The 15542-nt window shown below is 47.0% G+C and carries 14 protein-coding genes and 1 other RNA gene; 1 reads left to right on the forward strand and 14 read right to left on the reverse strand.

Annotation, left to right across the window (positions count from 1 at the left end; translation table 11 throughout):
• Positions 1 to 420: 420 nt before the first annotated feature.
• The 14 genes from QP794_RS32175 to rpoE form a co-directional block, all read right to left on the reverse strand.
• Positions 421 to 690: a pro-sigmaK processing inhibitor BofA family protein gene (locus tag QP794_RS32175; protein ID WP_285080726.1), complete on the reverse strand. Its 270-nt coding sequence runs from the start codon at positions 688 to 690 to the stop codon at positions 421 to 423.
• Between the two features lie 36 nt (positions 691 to 726).
• The gene (locus QP794_RS32180) at positions 727 to 1005 is read right to left on the reverse strand and encodes a DUF2508 family protein (protein WP_029880699.1); all 279 of its coding nucleotides are present in this window, start codon (positions 1003 to 1005) and stop codon (positions 727 to 729) included.
• A gap of 297 nt (positions 1006 to 1302) precedes the next feature.
• Complete coding sequence (gene recR / locus QP794_RS32185) at positions 1303 to 1902, reverse strand: recombination mediator RecR (protein ID WP_062329683.1); 600 nt, start codon at positions 1900 to 1902, stop codon at positions 1303 to 1305.
• A 34-nt stretch (positions 1903 to 1936) separates the two neighbouring features.
• Positions 1937 to 2248, reverse strand: a complete 312-nt coding sequence (locus QP794_RS32190) for a YbaB/EbfC family nucleoid-associated protein (RefSeq protein WP_024628773.1) — start codon at positions 2246 to 2248, stop codon at positions 1937 to 1939.
• A gap of 48 nt (positions 2249 to 2296) precedes the next feature.
• Complete coding sequence (gene dnaX / locus QP794_RS32195) at positions 2297 to 4057, reverse strand: DNA polymerase III subunit gamma/tau (protein ID WP_285080727.1); 1761 nt, start codon at positions 4055 to 4057, stop codon at positions 2297 to 2299.
• A gap of 172 nt (positions 4058 to 4229) precedes the next feature.
• Positions 4230 to 4497, reverse strand: an RNA gene (gene ffs / locus QP794_RS32200) — signal recognition particle sRNA large type.
• Positions 4498 to 4646: 149 nt separating this feature from the next.
• The gene (gene rpmE / locus QP794_RS32205; RefSeq protein ID WP_024628775.1) at positions 4647 to 4844 is read right to left on the reverse strand and encodes a 50S ribosomal protein L31; all 198 of its coding nucleotides are present in this window, start codon (positions 4842 to 4844) and stop codon (positions 4647 to 4649) included.
• Between the two features lie 103 nt (positions 4845 to 4947).
• Positions 4948 to 6222 carry a radical SAM family protein gene (locus QP794_RS32210; protein ID WP_079345588.1) on the reverse strand — a complete coding sequence of 425 codons (1275 nt, stop codon included), beginning with the start codon at positions 6220 to 6222 and terminating at the stop codon, positions 4948 to 4950.
• A gap of 99 nt (positions 6223 to 6321) precedes the next feature.
• The gene (rho, locus tag QP794_RS32215) at positions 6322 to 7647 is read right to left on the reverse strand and encodes a transcription termination factor Rho (RefSeq protein WP_024628777.1); all 1326 of its coding nucleotides are present in this window, start codon (positions 7645 to 7647) and stop codon (positions 6322 to 6324) included.
• A gap of 469 nt (positions 7648 to 8116) precedes the next feature.
• Complete coding sequence (locus tag QP794_RS32220; RefSeq protein WP_024628779.1) at positions 8117 to 9370, reverse strand: UDP-N-acetylglucosamine 1-carboxyvinyltransferase; 1254 nt, start codon at positions 9368 to 9370, stop codon at positions 8117 to 8119.
• A gap of 149 nt (positions 9371 to 9519) precedes the next feature.
• The gene (gene fba / locus QP794_RS32225) at positions 9520 to 10374 is read right to left on the reverse strand and encodes a class II fructose-1,6-bisphosphate aldolase (RefSeq protein WP_285080728.1); all 855 of its coding nucleotides are present in this window, start codon (positions 10372 to 10374) and stop codon (positions 9520 to 9522) included.
• Between the two features lie 260 nt (positions 10375 to 10634).
• The gene (locus QP794_RS32230) at positions 10635 to 11021 is read right to left on the reverse strand and encodes a response regulator (RefSeq protein ID WP_024628781.1); all 387 of its coding nucleotides are present in this window, start codon (positions 11019 to 11021) and stop codon (positions 10635 to 10637) included.
• 219 nt (positions 11022 to 11240) lie between these two features.
• Entirely contained in the window at positions 11241 to 12845 is a 1605-nt protein-coding gene (locus QP794_RS32235) for a CTP synthase (protein ID WP_024628782.1), read from the reverse strand.
• A 491-nt stretch (positions 12846 to 13336) separates the two neighbouring features.
• Positions 13337 to 13912 (reverse strand): DNA-directed RNA polymerase subunit delta, encoded by a 576-nt coding sequence (gene rpoE, locus QP794_RS32240; protein ID WP_285080729.1) that lies wholly within the window; start codon positions 13910 to 13912, stop codon positions 13337 to 13339.
• Between the two features lie 404 nt (positions 13913 to 14316).
• On the opposite strand from rpoE, the gene QP794_RS32245 reads away from it, so the two are divergent.
• Entirely contained in the window at positions 14317 to 15474 is a 1158-nt protein-coding gene (locus QP794_RS32245; protein WP_285080730.1) for a S8 family peptidase, read from the forward strand.
• The last annotated feature ends 68 nt before the right edge of the window (positions 15475 to 15542 follow it).

The following is a 15542-nucleotide window of genomic DNA, read 5'->3' on the forward strand; positions in this document are numbered from 1 at the left end:
GCATGTATTAGGCATGCCGCCAGCGTTCGTCCTGAGCCAGGATCAAACTCTCCAATAAAGTATTGAAAAGAGCGATAAGCTCATTTTGAAACTGACGAGATTAAAAATCTCATTTGTGCTTCGAAATCATACGGTCCGAAGACATGTACCGATTTCTCAGCGTCGATCTTGCAAGCAAGATCGTTACTCACTCGTTGTTCAGTTTTCAAAGATCAAACCTGATAATTTTCTCGCTTTTTCGTCACCATTTTCTCTCAGCGGCGACTTTTATAATATACCATACTTCATTTGTTTCAGTCAAGCTTTTTTTGAAATTCTTTTTTCAAGTTCTTAACAAACTCAGTCATTTCGTCAAAAGCAATTAACCAATCAAGCAAAGCAACGAGATATAATGTACCATATAATTATCTGGGGAGTCAACTACCCAAACAAAGAAATTTTTAAACCCAACAACAATCCAACTCCCGGCAATCCTAGAATGCTTACAGTACCTATTGTGGCAGGGTTCAGTGGAATGTAAGTTCCGGTGATCCAGCCTGAATAATTAACGATATATATCCCTACCGCAGCCAATACCAGATGTATCCCGAATGATGTAAAGAAGGATAGCCCAATCCGTTTTCTAAACAAGATGATGACCAACCCCAGTAACGATACAACAAGCACACTGCCTAATATAATGCTCTTCATGTTCAACACCCCCAAGTTTGGATAGTATACCATCACTTACATTCCCATCCCTCGATCACCTATAGACGCCCTATTAACCCCTAAAAAACGCTTAGCCCGCTTCAAATGAATCTGATATTTACGCTCCGCAGCTTCCAATACATAGATCGCATAATCTATCTCATCCTCCCCTTGTGCCTCTTCAAACTGTCTGACCGCCCGTTCCCACTCCGCCTTGGCTTTCTGAATATCTGAATAGATCTGGTCTTCTTCCATTTCCTTTAGCAATCTTTCACGTTTCTCCACCGATCTCCCTACATTTCGCCATATCAACATAAGCCCTCTCCCTCCTGATCAGCACAGCATATTCTCATACATATCAGGGAAAGGACAAACTTAGAACTGAGCTAAATAATTTAATCAATCGTTAATTTGATGTCAACGCAATTCTTCGGCTAAATATTTATACATCATAAGAATTGAGAGTCTTCACATTTTACCAACGTTAAAACGATTATTAGAACAAAAAAAGAGAGCCTAAAGGGCTCTCCAAAGTAATCCAAACTCATCTATTCTTTTGTTTAAGAAATTAAATTATTATATGTGCACACTCTCATCAAGCAACACGCACAACTATCTCATTTCCCTACGCCCTTCCAGCGCTTTGGAAAGAGTCACTTCATCCGCATACTCCAGGTCGCCCCCAACAGGCAATCCATGGGCAATCCGAGTCACCGATATCTCAAACGGACGGACCAGACGGGAAATATACATTGCCGTGGCCTCACCTTCGATATTCGGATTTGTAGCCAGAATCAGTTCTTTAACCCGTTCATCACTTAACCGAGTCAAAAGCTCCTTCAGACGGATATCATCTGGACCTATCCCCTCCATAGGAGAGATCGCACCCTGCAGCACATGATAGTATCCGTCAAATTCCTTGGTACGCTCCATAGCCACCAAATCTTTGGAATCCTGGACTACACAGATTACCGAGACATCCCTGGATTTATCCTGACAGATCCGACAAGGATCAGTATCCGTAATATTACAGCACACCGAACAGTAATGGAGATTCCGCTTCACACTGACGAGTGCTTTGGCAAAATCAATAACGTCATCTTCCTTCATGTTAAGCACATGAAAAGCTAGTCGCGCGGCCGTCTTGGGGCCAACACCCGGCAAACGGGTGAAGGCATCAATCAGCTTCGCTATCGGTTCGGGATAATACAATCGATTGCGTCTCCTTTGATAGGATCAATTTAAATTAAAATAATCCCGGAATTTTCATGCCACCTGTGAATTTACCCATATCCTGGTTCGCAATTTCATCAGCTTTGGTCATTGCGTCATTAACTGCTGTCATAACCAGATCCTGCAGCATCTCAACATCTTCTGGATCAACCGCTTCTGGCTTGATTGTGATTGCCAGCAATTTTTTATGTCCGTTAACTTCTGCAGTTACAACACCGCCACCAGAAGTACCTTGGACTGTTTTGTCCGCCAGCTCCTCCTGTGCCTTCAGCATTTGCTCCTGCATTTTCTTCACTTGTTTCATCATTTGGTTCATGTTGTTCATGATTATTCATCTCCTTTAGTATAGTTATCGCGCCAGGCGCATGTATATCTATTCTTTGATCACTACAAGGTCCTCACCAAAGAGCTGGATGGCTTCGTCAATCCAAGGCTGCTTGTTGCCTGAACCGCCGTCTTCATGCTCAGGTTCAAGCTTAAAGTCCTCCTTTGGCGTTTCAGTAGCTCCTTCCATCGCTCCGGTCCAATCTTTGAGCATCATCGTCACAAGACGCGCTGAACGTCCAAGCTGTTCAGACAGCACCCGTTCGATCACTTCGCGATTAGCCTGCTTCTCCGTAGTTTCACGGTGGATGTTGTTCTTAAATGCCACCAGAACATTGTCTTCCAGCAGGGATACCGGTTCACCATCCATAAACCAGGCGTGAACGGTTACTTTCTCTTCTTTTACGCGCTGCAGGATCTGCCCCCACTTCTTGCTGACCTCCACAAACTCAGGAGATCCCTTACGCGCAACATACTGATCGAGCTGTGCAGGCAGCTTCGCTGGCGAATTGCCTCTCGACACCGGAGCTCTTGTTGCCGGACGTGAAGGAGCATTTGATGCAGCCTCTCCCCCAGACAAACCCCCCTTAAGCGCACGATCCAGCTTTTTCTCCAGTTCAGCAAGCTGTTGCTTCAATCGGTTGATCTCCCCACCATCCGCTGACGAGGATACGGCAGGAGCCGTACCAACCGAACCCGATACCTCACCCGATGTCGCCCCTTGTGCAGGAATGCTGCACAGTTTAAGGAGAGCTACTTCAAACAGTGTCTGCGGCTGTACTGCATATTTCATTTCGCTCTGGTACCGGTTAAGGGTATCAATCATCTGAAACAGCTGTTCCTTGGTGAATGATTCCGCCATATCACGGAAAGACTCGGGATCAAGCACCCGATCCGTCAGTTTATCTGCATCCGGCACCATCTTAATCATAAGCAAATCGCGGAAATAATAAAGTAAATTCTCCATGCACTTGTCCGCACTCTTACCTTCATGCATGAACCCTTCGATCATTTGCAAGATCTGACCTACATCACCCTTAAGGAGAGAAGCAGCCAGCTTCGCAAACTGTTCAGAAGGAATGCCTCCGGTCATATCCATAACCTGCTGATAGGTCACCCTTCCATCTGTAAAGGAAGAGATCTGATCCAAGACACTGAGTGCATCCCTCATCCCTCCGTCAGACAGGCGGGCGATATACTGGAGTGCGTCCCGATCTGCTTCCATGCCTTCCTGTTCGCAAATCAGCGTAAGTCGTGCCGTCTGTTCTTCCAGGGATACCCGGCGAAAATCAAATCGCTGACAGCGAGAAATAATTGTCGCCGGAAGACGATGGGGTTCTGTTGTTGCCAAAATAAACATCACATGTGGCGGAGGCTCTTCCAATGTTTTGAGCAGCGCATTGAATGCCTCTGTCGTCAGCATGTGCACTTCGTCAATAATATACACTTTCTGCCGGACTTCAGTCGGGGCGTATTTCACCTTTTCCCGAAGATCGCGGATTTCTTCAACGCCACGGTTGGATGCGGCATCAATTTCCTGCACATCCATTACAGCGCCAGTCGTAATCCTGCGGCAAGCTTCACACTCGTTACAAGGCTCAGGCGCAGGCCCGCGTTCGCAGTTTACAGCTTTGGCCAAAATCTTGGCCGCACTTGTCTTCCCTGTTCCTCTGGGCCCGCTAAACAAGTAGGCATGGGAAGTCCGCTGTTCACGAATCGCGTTCTGCAAGGTCTGAATAATATGCTGTTGTCCCACCATATCTTGAAACGACTGGGGACGCCAAGCCCGGTATAACGCGATATGCTCCATGATGCGTTACCTTCCTTCCACTTCGCATTCGAGTCCTTTGTCGTTCCCCCATTATACTATATTCCGGGGTGAATCCAAACTTTATCTGACTCATCATGCTGGTTTTTTTAGACATATCAAAAAGACCTCTGCATACATACAACTGCAAAGGTCTCTACATTTAAATGGTAAGCCGTGCACCTGCTATCGATATTTGCGATCCAAGCGGCACCCCTTAACAACAGCTCGGGCTAGGCAACCCTCCGGCACAAGAGTGATCTCACTTATGGCTGCTTCCTTCCGGACCTGACCAGGTTCATGAGTACTCATTGCGGAGGACCCAACCGTCAACACTACGTTAAGGGACCAAACCTCACATCGACAAAACCTCTAGCAGGAATTCAACCTCGCTGTAGCGGATTGCGAGTTACAGGGCACCGCTACCTCCCCATCTAGCACGGTAAGAAATAGTATAACTTAAGGTTGTCTAAATTGCAACCGGAGGGAATAGGAGAGCACTACAATTACATAAAAACATATAAAAACCCCTGCCGGAACGGCAGAGGTGATTTGGATGTAATAGTCAGACAATCCCCGAGGAATTGCTGAATTAGATTCCGTATTTTTTCTTGAAACGATCAACACGGCCGCCAGCATCGATAAACTTCTGTTTACCGGTGAAGAACGGGTGGCACGCGGAGCAAATCTCTACACGAAGTCCGTCTTTAACCGAACCTGTTTCAAAAGTATTCCCGCAAGCGCAAGATACTTGACCAATCGTGTATTTAGGATGAATTGCTGCTTTCATTACCTTTCACCTCTTTCCGCCCTGAGCCTCAAGCGGACCCAGAGTAAATGGCACAACATCGAAGATTATAACACGGCCTAATCCCGGTTGCAATCCATTATTGTCAAGAAGTGATCAGGCGTTTTGGACGTGCCATTCCAGCTGGCGGAACGTGCGTATAGGAGCCGATAACGACATCAGGCAGCTCTTCCTCAAAAATCTCAATCATTTGCTTCATGCCCAAAATATCACCTTGAGCTGGAGGAATTAATTCCAGATAGCTCTCCGGGTCAATATTGAGGTTACGCATTTGAATAAGACGCAACTCGGTTCTGCGAGCAAACTCAATCATCGCTTCAATCTCTTCCTCACGATCCGTTACTCCCGGGAAGATCAAATAGTTGATCGACGTATATACACCCTGGGAAGCAGCGTATTTCATCGATTTTTCCACATTGGCCAGTGTATATCCGCGAGGTTTGTAATAAGCATTATAGTGGTCATCCAATGCACTGATCGTACTTACACGCATTAGATCAAGCCCCGCATCAACAATACCTCTCATGTGGTCATTCAAACCGGCATTGGTGTTAATGTTGATATATCCCATGTCGGTTATGGAGCGCACTTCACGAATGGCTTCAATAATCAATTTGGCCTGTGTGGAAGGCTCCCCTTCACAACCCTGACCAAAGCTGATAATCGATTCCGGTGTCTTTAAGTGCTCCAGCATGACTTCAACGATTTCGTCCACACGCGGACGGAAATTCATCCGGGTCTGCGGGGAAACGAAACCACTATCATCTGGTTGTTCAGAAATACATCCGAAACAACCTGCGTTACAGGAATAAGATACCGGAACGCCGCCTTCCCAACGATTCAGGAAGGTATTAGACGAAGTCAGACATTCATACCCGAGGGCACAATTGGACAGATGGGTATAGAGGCGGTTTTCAGGATATTGCTTCGTTAAACGTTTAACACCCGCACGTACGTCATCCCGATCACAGTTCAGCGGATTCCATTGATCTGGGTGATCCGACATCCGGGCAGTGACGTAAAACTCACCATCTTTCCATACGACAGCCGAGTAACCGAACAACGGCAGTTTGTACTCCTTATCCGTCTTTACATACCCTGGCAGACACAACCGAGTGAATCCTTGCGGAAGCAAAGCCCCAACCGCCTGGGTGTCGCTAGGCATTGGCAGCATCTCCCCAGTATCCGGGTCCATACCAATCGGACGTGTACTCGGCAGTCCAACCAGCGTTGCACCTTCCGGCAAAGGAATCAGCTCATCCTCCATAATTTCGACGATCATATCTCCGCTGCGGGCAAGCCCGTACAGGGAAGGATGATCAAATACATTACCTTTTTCATCTGCGTATACTAAATACATGATGTTCTCCTCACATCTAATAGGTTATAGCCAAACGACGAGTATATTGTTATTCTAAGCAGCAGCGCTACAAATTGGAGTTAAATCAACGACGTAATTCTAGGTAGTTGTACCGGAAGCCGCAGTCTGTCTTGGCGAGCGCCGAGTCGTAGTCTGTCCGGAGTTACTTGTCGGACTGTTGCCAGCTGTGTCAAATGCCGCCAAGAACTCAGCATTCGTTTTGCTATTACGCAGTTTTTTCAGGAAGCCTTCGACAAAGTCGTGGGAATCGTTCATGTTTTTACGGATCGCCCAGATTGTATCAAGCTCTTCCTTGCTCAGCAACACTTCTTCGCGACGTGTACCGGAACGACGAATATCGATTGCCGGGAAAATACGGCGCTCTGCCAGCTTGCGATCCAGATGAAGCTCCATATTACCCGTACCTTTAAATTCTTCATAAATAATATCGTCCATACGCGATCCCGTATCAATCAATGCTGTAGCCAAAATCGTCAGGCTTCCACCCTCTTCCACATTCCGTGCAGAACCGAAGAAACGTTTCGGGCGATGGAATGCTGCTGGGTCAATACCTCCACTAAGTGTCCGTCCGGACGGTGGGATAACCAGGTTGTATGCACGAGCAAGACGCGTAATGCTATCCAGTAAGATAACGACATCTTTTTTCGCTTCAACCAGACGCAGCGCACGTTCAAGCACCAATTCCGCAACCTTGATATGGTTCTCAGGCAGCTCATCAAACGTAGAAGCCACAACTTCCCCTTTAACCGAACGCGACATATCCGTAACTTCTTCTGGACGTTCATCAATCAACAGGACAAATAGTTCAATTTCTGGGTTGTTGGTTGAGATGCTGTTGGCGATTTCTTTGAGGAGAAGTGTTTTACCCGCTTTGGGAGGTGCTACGATCAATCCGCGCTGTCCCAGTCCTACCGGGGCGAGCACATCCATAATGCGTGTGGACAAATGGTTGGGGGATGTTTCGAGAACCAGTTTCTTCTGCGGGTACAATGGGGTTAATGCCGGGAAGTGAAGTCGTTCCGCAGCCGCCGATGGATTCTCACCATTTACAGCGTTAACTTGCAGCAAACCGAAGTATCGCTCGTTTTCTTTAGGTGTTCTACACTTACCTGAAACGAGGTCACCTGTTCTTAGGTCAAACTTGCGAATCTGTGAGGCTGAGATGTAGATGTCTTCCGTACTTGGCAGGTAATTGATCGGACGAAGGAATCCGTAGCCTTCAGGTAAAATTTCGAGCACGCCTTGCATGAACATTAATCCGCTCTGTTCAGCCTGTGCACGTAATATGGCGAAGATCAATTCTTTCTTTTTCAATGTGCCATAGTAGGGAATTTGATATTTTTTGGCCAGTTTGTAGAGGTCCGTTAGTTTCATTTCTTCCAAATCGGAAATTTGTAGATCCATATAATAACCACCTATTCAATTAATAAGTCCGTGAAATGGATAGTTTCGCTTGATGTTCCGGCTATAAGAGCAGCATCGTTCTGCAATTCTCTTCTGTCCATTGTACGGAATGTAACCGTTATAATGCAAATACTTGTCTTTGAGTGTAAGTTTCCGGGCGGGATGGCCAGCTTTCGGCAAGATCCGCTAGTGAGTGAACACGAATACATGAGGCGTTCGATCCGGGTAGACCGGCTATGGAGCGCAGTTCAAACAAAACCGGGGTTTGGGGAAAAGGAAATGATGTTCTTACAGCCATATGAAGTCTGACTCAAAAAAAGACCCTCCGGTAAAGGAAACAGGAACATTTCGTCTTATCCCGGAGAGACTGAGAACTCTATTAAAACAGGTTTACCCAATTACTGTAAGGATATGCAGTTCTGTCAAAATAATCACTTTAATGCCGTAAAACTCGCCATTCCTTACAGAATTAATCTGTTTCTCGCCACACATCTGCACCTAGCAGACGCAGGTTGGTTACTAGATGATCGTAGCCACGATCGATAAATTCAACGCCAGTCACTTCGGTCACACCTTCACTGACGGTGAGACCTGCGATCACCAGCGCTGCACCAGCGCGAAGATCAGATGCTTTTACCTTAGCCGCATTCAAAGCACTGCCTTCAATAATAGCTGAGCGCCCTTCGACACGGATCTTTGCGCCCATGCGTACCAACTCAGGAACGTGCTTAAATCGGTTGCTATATACAAAGTCGCTCAGGACACTCACCCCCGTTGCCTGTGTCAATACACTGGTCATCGGGGACTGCAAATCCGTCGGAAAACCGGGATAGACAAGTGCCTTAACGTCTACATGATTGTATCTCGGCTTGCCAATGACACGAATACTTTCGTCGAGCTCTTCAATGCCAACGCCCATTTCCAACAACTTTGCCGTTAAAGCCTCCAGATGTTTGGGAATCACATTGTCAATCAGAACGTCGCCACGTGTTGCAGCCGCAGCGATCATATACGTGCCCGCTTGTATCCGGTCCGGAATGATGGAATGACGGCAACCCTTCAGCTCCGACACACCTTCAATACGGATCGTTTCGGTACCGGCACCCTTGATGCTGGCACCCATTGAATTCAAAAGTGTTGCTACATCTATAATCTCAGGCTCTTTAGCCGCGTTTTCGATAATTGTAGAGCCTTTGGCACGAGTAGCCGCCAGCATGATGTTAATGGTTGCACCTACACTGCTTACATCCAGATAAATCTTTGCTCCGCGCAGCTCTTTGGCATGCAAATGAATGGAGCCATGTTCATTCGTTACGGTTGCGCCAAGCGCTTCAAACCCTTTGATATGCTGATCAATCGGACGAGGCTCAAAGTTGCAGCCTCCTGGTAAACCAATGGTTGCTTCTTTAAAACGCCCAAGCAGTGCTCCCATCATATAATACGAAGCACGAAGCTTCTTCACGGGACCATTCGGCATGGGAATGGATTTGATATCGGAAGGATCGATCTTCATCTGACTGCCTTCCCAATGTACACGAGCACCGAGTTCCTCCAAAATTTCTGCATAAACCGCCACGTCACTCAAAAGCGGCAGGTTGTCCAGCACGACTTCTGACTCGGCAAGCAATGCTGCAGGAATAAGCGCGATGGCGCTGTTCTTGGCGCCGCTTATAGTTACAGTTCCCTGTAACGGACGTCCGCCACTAATCATTAATTTTTCCATAAAGCTTAATGTCCCCCTACGTGTTTTGCAGCCGGTTAACGGCAATACGTGCTGTTGGCATTCGATGTAGAAATAAGGCGTGAAAATGGAAAGACACCGGCTAGGCGGTGTTCTTTCCACTTACACAGTATGGAACTGGTAAAGACAAATTACGCTTTGTTGTTGGATCCAAACTCGCGAATTTTACCTTTAACGGTTTCTTTGATTGCATCACGGCCTGGTACGATGAACGTACGTGGATCGTAAGCATCTGGTTTAGCTGCAAGCACTTCGCGAACCACTCTGGAGAACGAAATTTGGTTCTCAGTGTTCACGTTGATTTTGGAAGTACCCAGGGAAATGGCTTTGTCGATATCATGTTTAGGGATACCTGTACCACCATGCAGTACCAGTGGAACGTTAACTGCATCGCGAACTTCTTCCATTTCTTTGAAGCCCAAGTTAGGCTCGCCATGGTAAGGACCGTGTACGGAACCAAGAGCTGGAGCCAATGTGTCGATACCTGTTTCTTTAACGATACGTACACACTCGTTCAGGTCAGCGTACATGATACCACCGATAACGTCGTCTTCTTGTCCACCAACAGTACCTACTTCGGCTTCTACAGAAACGCCTTTAGCGTGTGCATATTCAACAACTTTTTTAGTCATTTCGATGTTTTCATCGATGGAGTGGTGGGAACCGTCGATCATTACGGATGTAAATCCAGCATCGATCGCTTCTTTACACTTATCAAAGCTGGAACCGTGGTCCAAGTGAATAGCAACTGGAACGGTGATTTTCATGTCGTGAATGAGTCCTTCTACCATTTTAACTACTGTGAAGAAACCGCTCATGTGACGAGCTGCGCCTTCGGATACGCCCAGGATTACTGGGGATTTCTCTTCTTCAGCAGCAGCAAGAATCGCTTGAGTCCACTCAAGGTTATTGATGTTGTATTGACCAACTGCATATTTTCCTTCGAGTGCTTTGTTCAACATGTCTGTCATAGATACTAATGGCATGGTTTCAATCCTCCTAGGGGTGTTGGGTTGTGTCTATGGTTTTTAGCCGAAATCACATACGGGCTTATTATACCACATCCCATGTCAAATACTAAACAAGCATTTGCAAAAATGCTGTGCTTTGCAGCACAGTTTTCATAGACACAGCATGATGGCGTATCCATTTCCAATATTCCCCGGATACCAGACTGAAATACCCGTCATGCTCACCCACAGACTCTCAAAGCTTCACACGCAAAAAAATCCTGTATCCACAGGATTCAGCTGCACTTATTCGCAGTATCATTTCGAAGCTGCATATTGACTGCCACTCGCATTTCATCGATATCAAACGGTTTCGTAAAATGCATGAGCGCTCCGAGATCCGTAGCTTCCTTGATCATGTCCAGTTCCCCATAAGCCGTCATCATGATGACTTTGATATCCGGATCAATTTCCTTAATATGTTTCAGAATTTCCAGGCCATCCATGCCAGGAATCTTCATATCAAGCAGTACAAGATCAGGTTTGTCATTATTTACTATCTCCAGGGCGATCTTCCCATTAGGCGCTTGGAACGTATTATATCCTTCGCTGCTGAACACTTCCATTAACAGGATTCGAATACCATTCTGGTCATCGACAATTAACACTTTTTTATTTTCCACTGATTAACCTCCTAGAATTAGGAAAGCATGTACGTCTGAATCTGGATAACAATCCCATAGTCGTCATGATAAGTATTCTACCTTCCCCATCGAAATCCTGCTTACATCGTAAAATGCCAAAAACCATTTTCTCTTATCTCGACATATAAAAAAAGGATGTTCCGGCATCCTTATCGGTTGCCAAGAACATCCTTTTATTTATAGTTTAATAATCAGTGCTTATTTTCCAACGCTCTCCAGAGAAGCTTTTACAAACTCACGGAACAACGGCTGTGGACGGTTCGGACGGGAAGTGAATTCCGGGTGGAATTGTACTGACAGGAACCATGGGTGACCCGGAAGCTCCACGATCTCAACCAGACGTCCATCCGGGGATGTACCCGAAATAACCAAACCGGCTTTTTCAATCGCTTCACGGTATTCATTGTTGAACTCGTACCGGTGACGGTGTCTCTCATAGACCAACTCATCATCATAACAAGCCATTGCCAGGGAACCTTCCTGAAGCTTACAAGGATACAGACCCAGACGCATTGTTCCACCCAGGTTCTCGATATCTTTTTGTTCAGGCAACAGGTCGATTACCGGGAACTCCGTAGCTGGATTAATCTCAGAGCTGTTCGCTCCAGTCAAACCAACGATGGAACGTGCATATTCAATAACAGACACCTGCATACCCAGGCAAATACCGAAGAACGGAATTTGTTTCTCACGGGCATAACGAATTGCAGATACCTTACCTTCGATACCCCGATCACCAAATCCGCCAGGTACAAGGATTCCGCCTACACCGTGCAGCAGGTCGCCTACATTCTCATCCGTGATATCTTCGGAGTGAATCCAGCGGATCTTCACATCAGCATTGGATGCAAATCCTGCATGAGACAAGGATTCAACAACACTTAAATAAGCATCATGCAAAGCAACATATTTACCTACAATGGCAATCTCCACTGTATGCTCCAGCTTGTTGATTCGGTCAACCAGCCCTTCCCACTCGCTCATATCCGGTGCAGGAGTAGTCAGCTTCAGGTGGTTTACCACGATCTCGTCCAAACCTTCTTCACGCAAATTCAAAGGCACTTGGTACAATGTGTCTGCATCACGGCATTCCACCACGGCGTTTTCATCAATGTCACAGAAGAGAGCGATCTTGGCTTTCATGTCTTTGGAAAGCTCATACTCTGTACGGCAAACAATAACGTTTGGCTGAATTCCGATGCTGCGCAATTCCTTCACACTGTGCTGAGTTGGTTTGGTTTTCACTTCACCAGCAGCCTTGATGTAAGGGATAAGTGTTACATGGATGTACATGACGTTGTCACGACCTACATCACTCTTGATTTGACGAATAGCTTCCAGGAAAGGCAAGCTCTCGATGTCACCCACCGTACCGCCAATCTCCGTAATAACGACATCCGAACCCGCTTCACGTCCTGCGCGGAATACACGCTCTTTGATCTCGTTCGTGATGTGTGGAATGACTTGTACCGTTCCGCCCAGATATTCCCCGCGCCGCTCTTTGCTGATGACGGAGGAGTATACTTTACCAGTCGTGACGTTGCTGTTTTTGGAGAGGTTGATGTCAATAAAACGTTCGTAGTGGCCAAGGTCAAGATCCGTTTCCGCGCCATCATCCGTTACAAACACCTCACCATGCTGATAAGGACTCATTGTTCCCGGGTCGATATTGATGTATGGATCAAATTTTTGAATGGTTACCTTCAACCCTCGGTTTTTCAGCAATCTGCCCAGCGAGGCAGCCGTTATCCCTTTGCCCAGGGAGGACACAACTCCGCCTGTCACGAAAATATACTTTGTCACTGTTATTACCCTCCTAATATAAGTACGGAATTCAGGCGATATATGGTATTATCGTAACCCGTTTCCCAGGTAATCATCGTTAAAAAGAGCAATGGCAGAAATTCCCTGCATCTGCGAACTGCTCTTTCATGCGAAGACCGTTTGTAAACAACGTTGTTCTACAGCGTAGAATGGTGCAAACCTTCCGGAAGCCATTACCCAGATCTGTCCCAAAAAAGAGATCATTGGATCATTGAATTTGGTGTTTTGGATATACAAAAACAGACCACGGATTGTTGGCCGGGAGCATGCGGAATTCAAATCATTTTGCAAAATTCTGCCTCTAAAAATACAAAAAAAGTACTCCCGCAGGACGGGGCACTTTTTATAAAAAACATAAATATTTTGTCGCTCATTCATAAGCCCATGCAATAGTTTACCCGTTACCCCGTCTGCTGTCAAGGTTGACTATGCGGGGAAAATGGGTAAACTATCGATGTCAAAAATGACGGTTACTTATCGGAATCGTCGTCAAATTCAGCCTCGTCTTCAGACTCTTCTTCTTCGTCTTCCTCGAGGTCTTCCTCTTCCAAATCGTCATCTTCAACCAGAACTTCTTCATCGCTATCTTCTTCGTCAAAGATGTCGTCTTCGTCATCATCATCGTCATCATCATCTTCGTCCTGATCATCATCAGAATTATCGAAGTCTTCGTCGCTGTTGTAGCTGTCTTCCTCTTCGCCGAAGTCCTCATCTTCCAGATCATCGTCTTCATCGTTGATAATGCGCGGACGCTTCGCACCCGTCATTGTATCTTCCGATCCAGCTACCGGATACCAGCGCTTCAAGCCCCACAGACTCGTACCGACGCAAGCAAAACGGCCATCGATATTAATCTCGGTATATAGCTGGGCGATAAACTCGTTGATTTCTTCATCAGTCATTCCGCGCTGTTTAGCTACCTCATTCATCAAATCACGGTAGTAATACGGCGTATTGGCCGCTTTCAGCACCATAAAGGCGAGGTCCACCAAAGGAATCTCTCTGACCTTTTCTTTATCAATTTTCAAATTGAGCGAGGTACTCACTGACAGACACTTCCTCTCACACATAATTCACTTTATATCCCTACGAACTGGAACGTTACGTATAACATATCCATTAACAAACCTAAGTAAAACCTATTTAGCGTTAAAAAGCAAGTTTTTATGTATGGATGTCTGGCGGGCACATCATCTTTAGGTCAAAAATGGCATCATCATATAAAAAAGACGGAGTCCCCCTCCGCCTTCTGACTGTATACCCTTGAAGGATTGCTCCTCACCAGGGTCCCCGCAAGAGCCCTCTAGCCCTCCATCCATCATATGTCCCTGCGCCCGTTTTGACACGAAGAGAATGTGTTTTTGTAAAAAAAGGGCAGGTTCCCCATGCGGCGGGATGAACGCATTCATAGAATACCTCAGCATGTTCATCCCGAAGGGGGCTGCCCATTATGGACTATACTGGTTTTCTACATCAATTGGTTGAAGGAATGCAACGTCCCGAACCAGAACAGGGGCGGCGATACCTAATTCGGTTCGCCAAACCGAAGCAATATGAAGCCTGCCTCGTGGAACTGTCGCGGATGAGGAATGAATTTACTGATCTTAGTGCGGTCCGCTCCTCCCGGCTGGCCCGCTCCATTATCGCCCCGGTGCATGACCCGGAAGAACTATATCGCTACAGTGATGACATTACGGTAGAAGAAGATGTGTCCATTTCATTGCATGCCGCCACCGCGCTACACAGTAAACCGAGCAGCGTTCAGGGCGTACCTTGGGGCGTAAAGCAGATTCGCGCTCCCAAAGTATGGTCCGTTTCCACAGGGCACCGGATAAAAATCGGTGTAATTGACACAGGTGCCGATTATCAGCACCCTGATCTTCGCTATTCGCTGGCACGCGGAATCAATCTGTTAAACCGCAGTCTGCTTCCTCATGATGATAACGGTCATGGCACCCATATTGCCGGAACCATTGCCGCAGCTAATAGTACGGCAGGCATGATCGGTGTAGCTCCCCGCTCGCTGATCTATCCGGTGAAGGCGTTCGACCATAATGGCTCGGCCTTTGTGTCAGACATCGTACTTGGAATTGACTGGTGTGTGCGCAATCGGGTCGATATCATCAATATGAGCTTTGGCATGAAAACGCGCAGCAAAGCATTACTTGATGTCGTGAACCGTGCGTATCAGGCCGGGATCGTCATTGTCGCTTCGTCAGGAAATGACGGCAAACGCCGCAGCATTGATTATCCGGCACGTTATCAGCAAACGATATCGGTCGGTGCAACCGACAAAAACCGGCGGATTGCCTCGTTCAGTAACCGAGGCGCATTCGTCGATGTGTATGCGCCAGGGGACAAAATCGTCTCCTCCTGGGTGCAAGGCAAGCACCATGAGATGAGCGGCACCTCCATGGCGACGTCGCACGTCAGCGGCGCCATAGCGCTCCTGCTTGCAAAGCATCCCGGCCTGTCACCAGCCGAGATCAAAACGCTCGTGAAGCGCTCGACCGTTCCGCTGCGCCCACGCAAGACCTCCACCACGAAGAGCAAAATACGCGGTGGCGAGATTGACGCCCTCAAGCTAATGCAAGAGGGCGGAGGGTAAGGAGCGCCGGCTGCCGGCGCTGGCCTTGAGTGCCTCGGGCCGTGTAACCATGGCCGCGGGCACAGCAA

The sequence above is a fragment of the Paenibacillus sp. UMB7766-LJ446 genome, assembly GCF_030226665.1.
GTDB lineage: Bacteria > Bacillota > Bacilli > Paenibacillales > Paenibacillaceae > Paenibacillus > Paenibacillus vandeheii.

Bases quoted from the DNA above. Each gene is read 5' to 3' on its own strand.
- QP794_RS32175 (WP_285080726.1), bottom strand. From the start codon at position 690: ATGAAGAGCATTATATTAGGCAGTGTGCTTGTTGTATCGTTACTGGGG.
- QP794_RS32180 (WP_029880699.1), bottom strand. From the start codon at position 1,005: ATGTTGATATGGCGAAATGTAGGGAGATCGGTGGAGAAACGTGAAAGA.
- QP794_RS32190 (WP_024628773.1), bottom strand. From the start codon at position 2,248: ATGAACAACATGAACCAAATGATGAAACAAGTGAAGAAAATGCAGGAG.
- dnaX (WP_285080727.1), bottom strand. From the start codon at position 4,057: ATGGAGCATATCGCGTTATACCGGGCTTGGCGTCCCCAGTCGTTTCAA.
- rpmE (WP_024628775.1), bottom strand. From the start codon at position 4,844: ATGAAAGCAGCAATTCATCCTAAATACACGATTGGTCAAGTATCTTGC.
- QP794_RS32210 (WP_079345588.1), bottom strand. From the start codon at position 6,222: ATGTATTTAGTATACGCAGATGAAAAAGGTAATGTATTTGATCATCCT.
- rho (WP_024628777.1), bottom strand. From the start codon at position 7,647: ATGGATCTACAAATTTCCGATTTGGAAGAAATGAAACTAACGGACCTC.
- QP794_RS32220 (WP_024628779.1), bottom strand. From the start codon at position 9,370: ATGGAAAAATTAATGATTAGTGGCGGACGTCCGTTACAGGGAACTGTA.
- fba (WP_285080728.1), bottom strand. From the start codon at position 10,374: ATGCCATTAGTATCTATGACAGACATGTTGAACAAAGCACTCGAAGGA.
- QP794_RS32245 (WP_285080730.1), top strand. From the start codon at position 14,317: ATGGACTATACTGGTTTTCTACATCAATTGGTTGAAGGAATGCAACGT.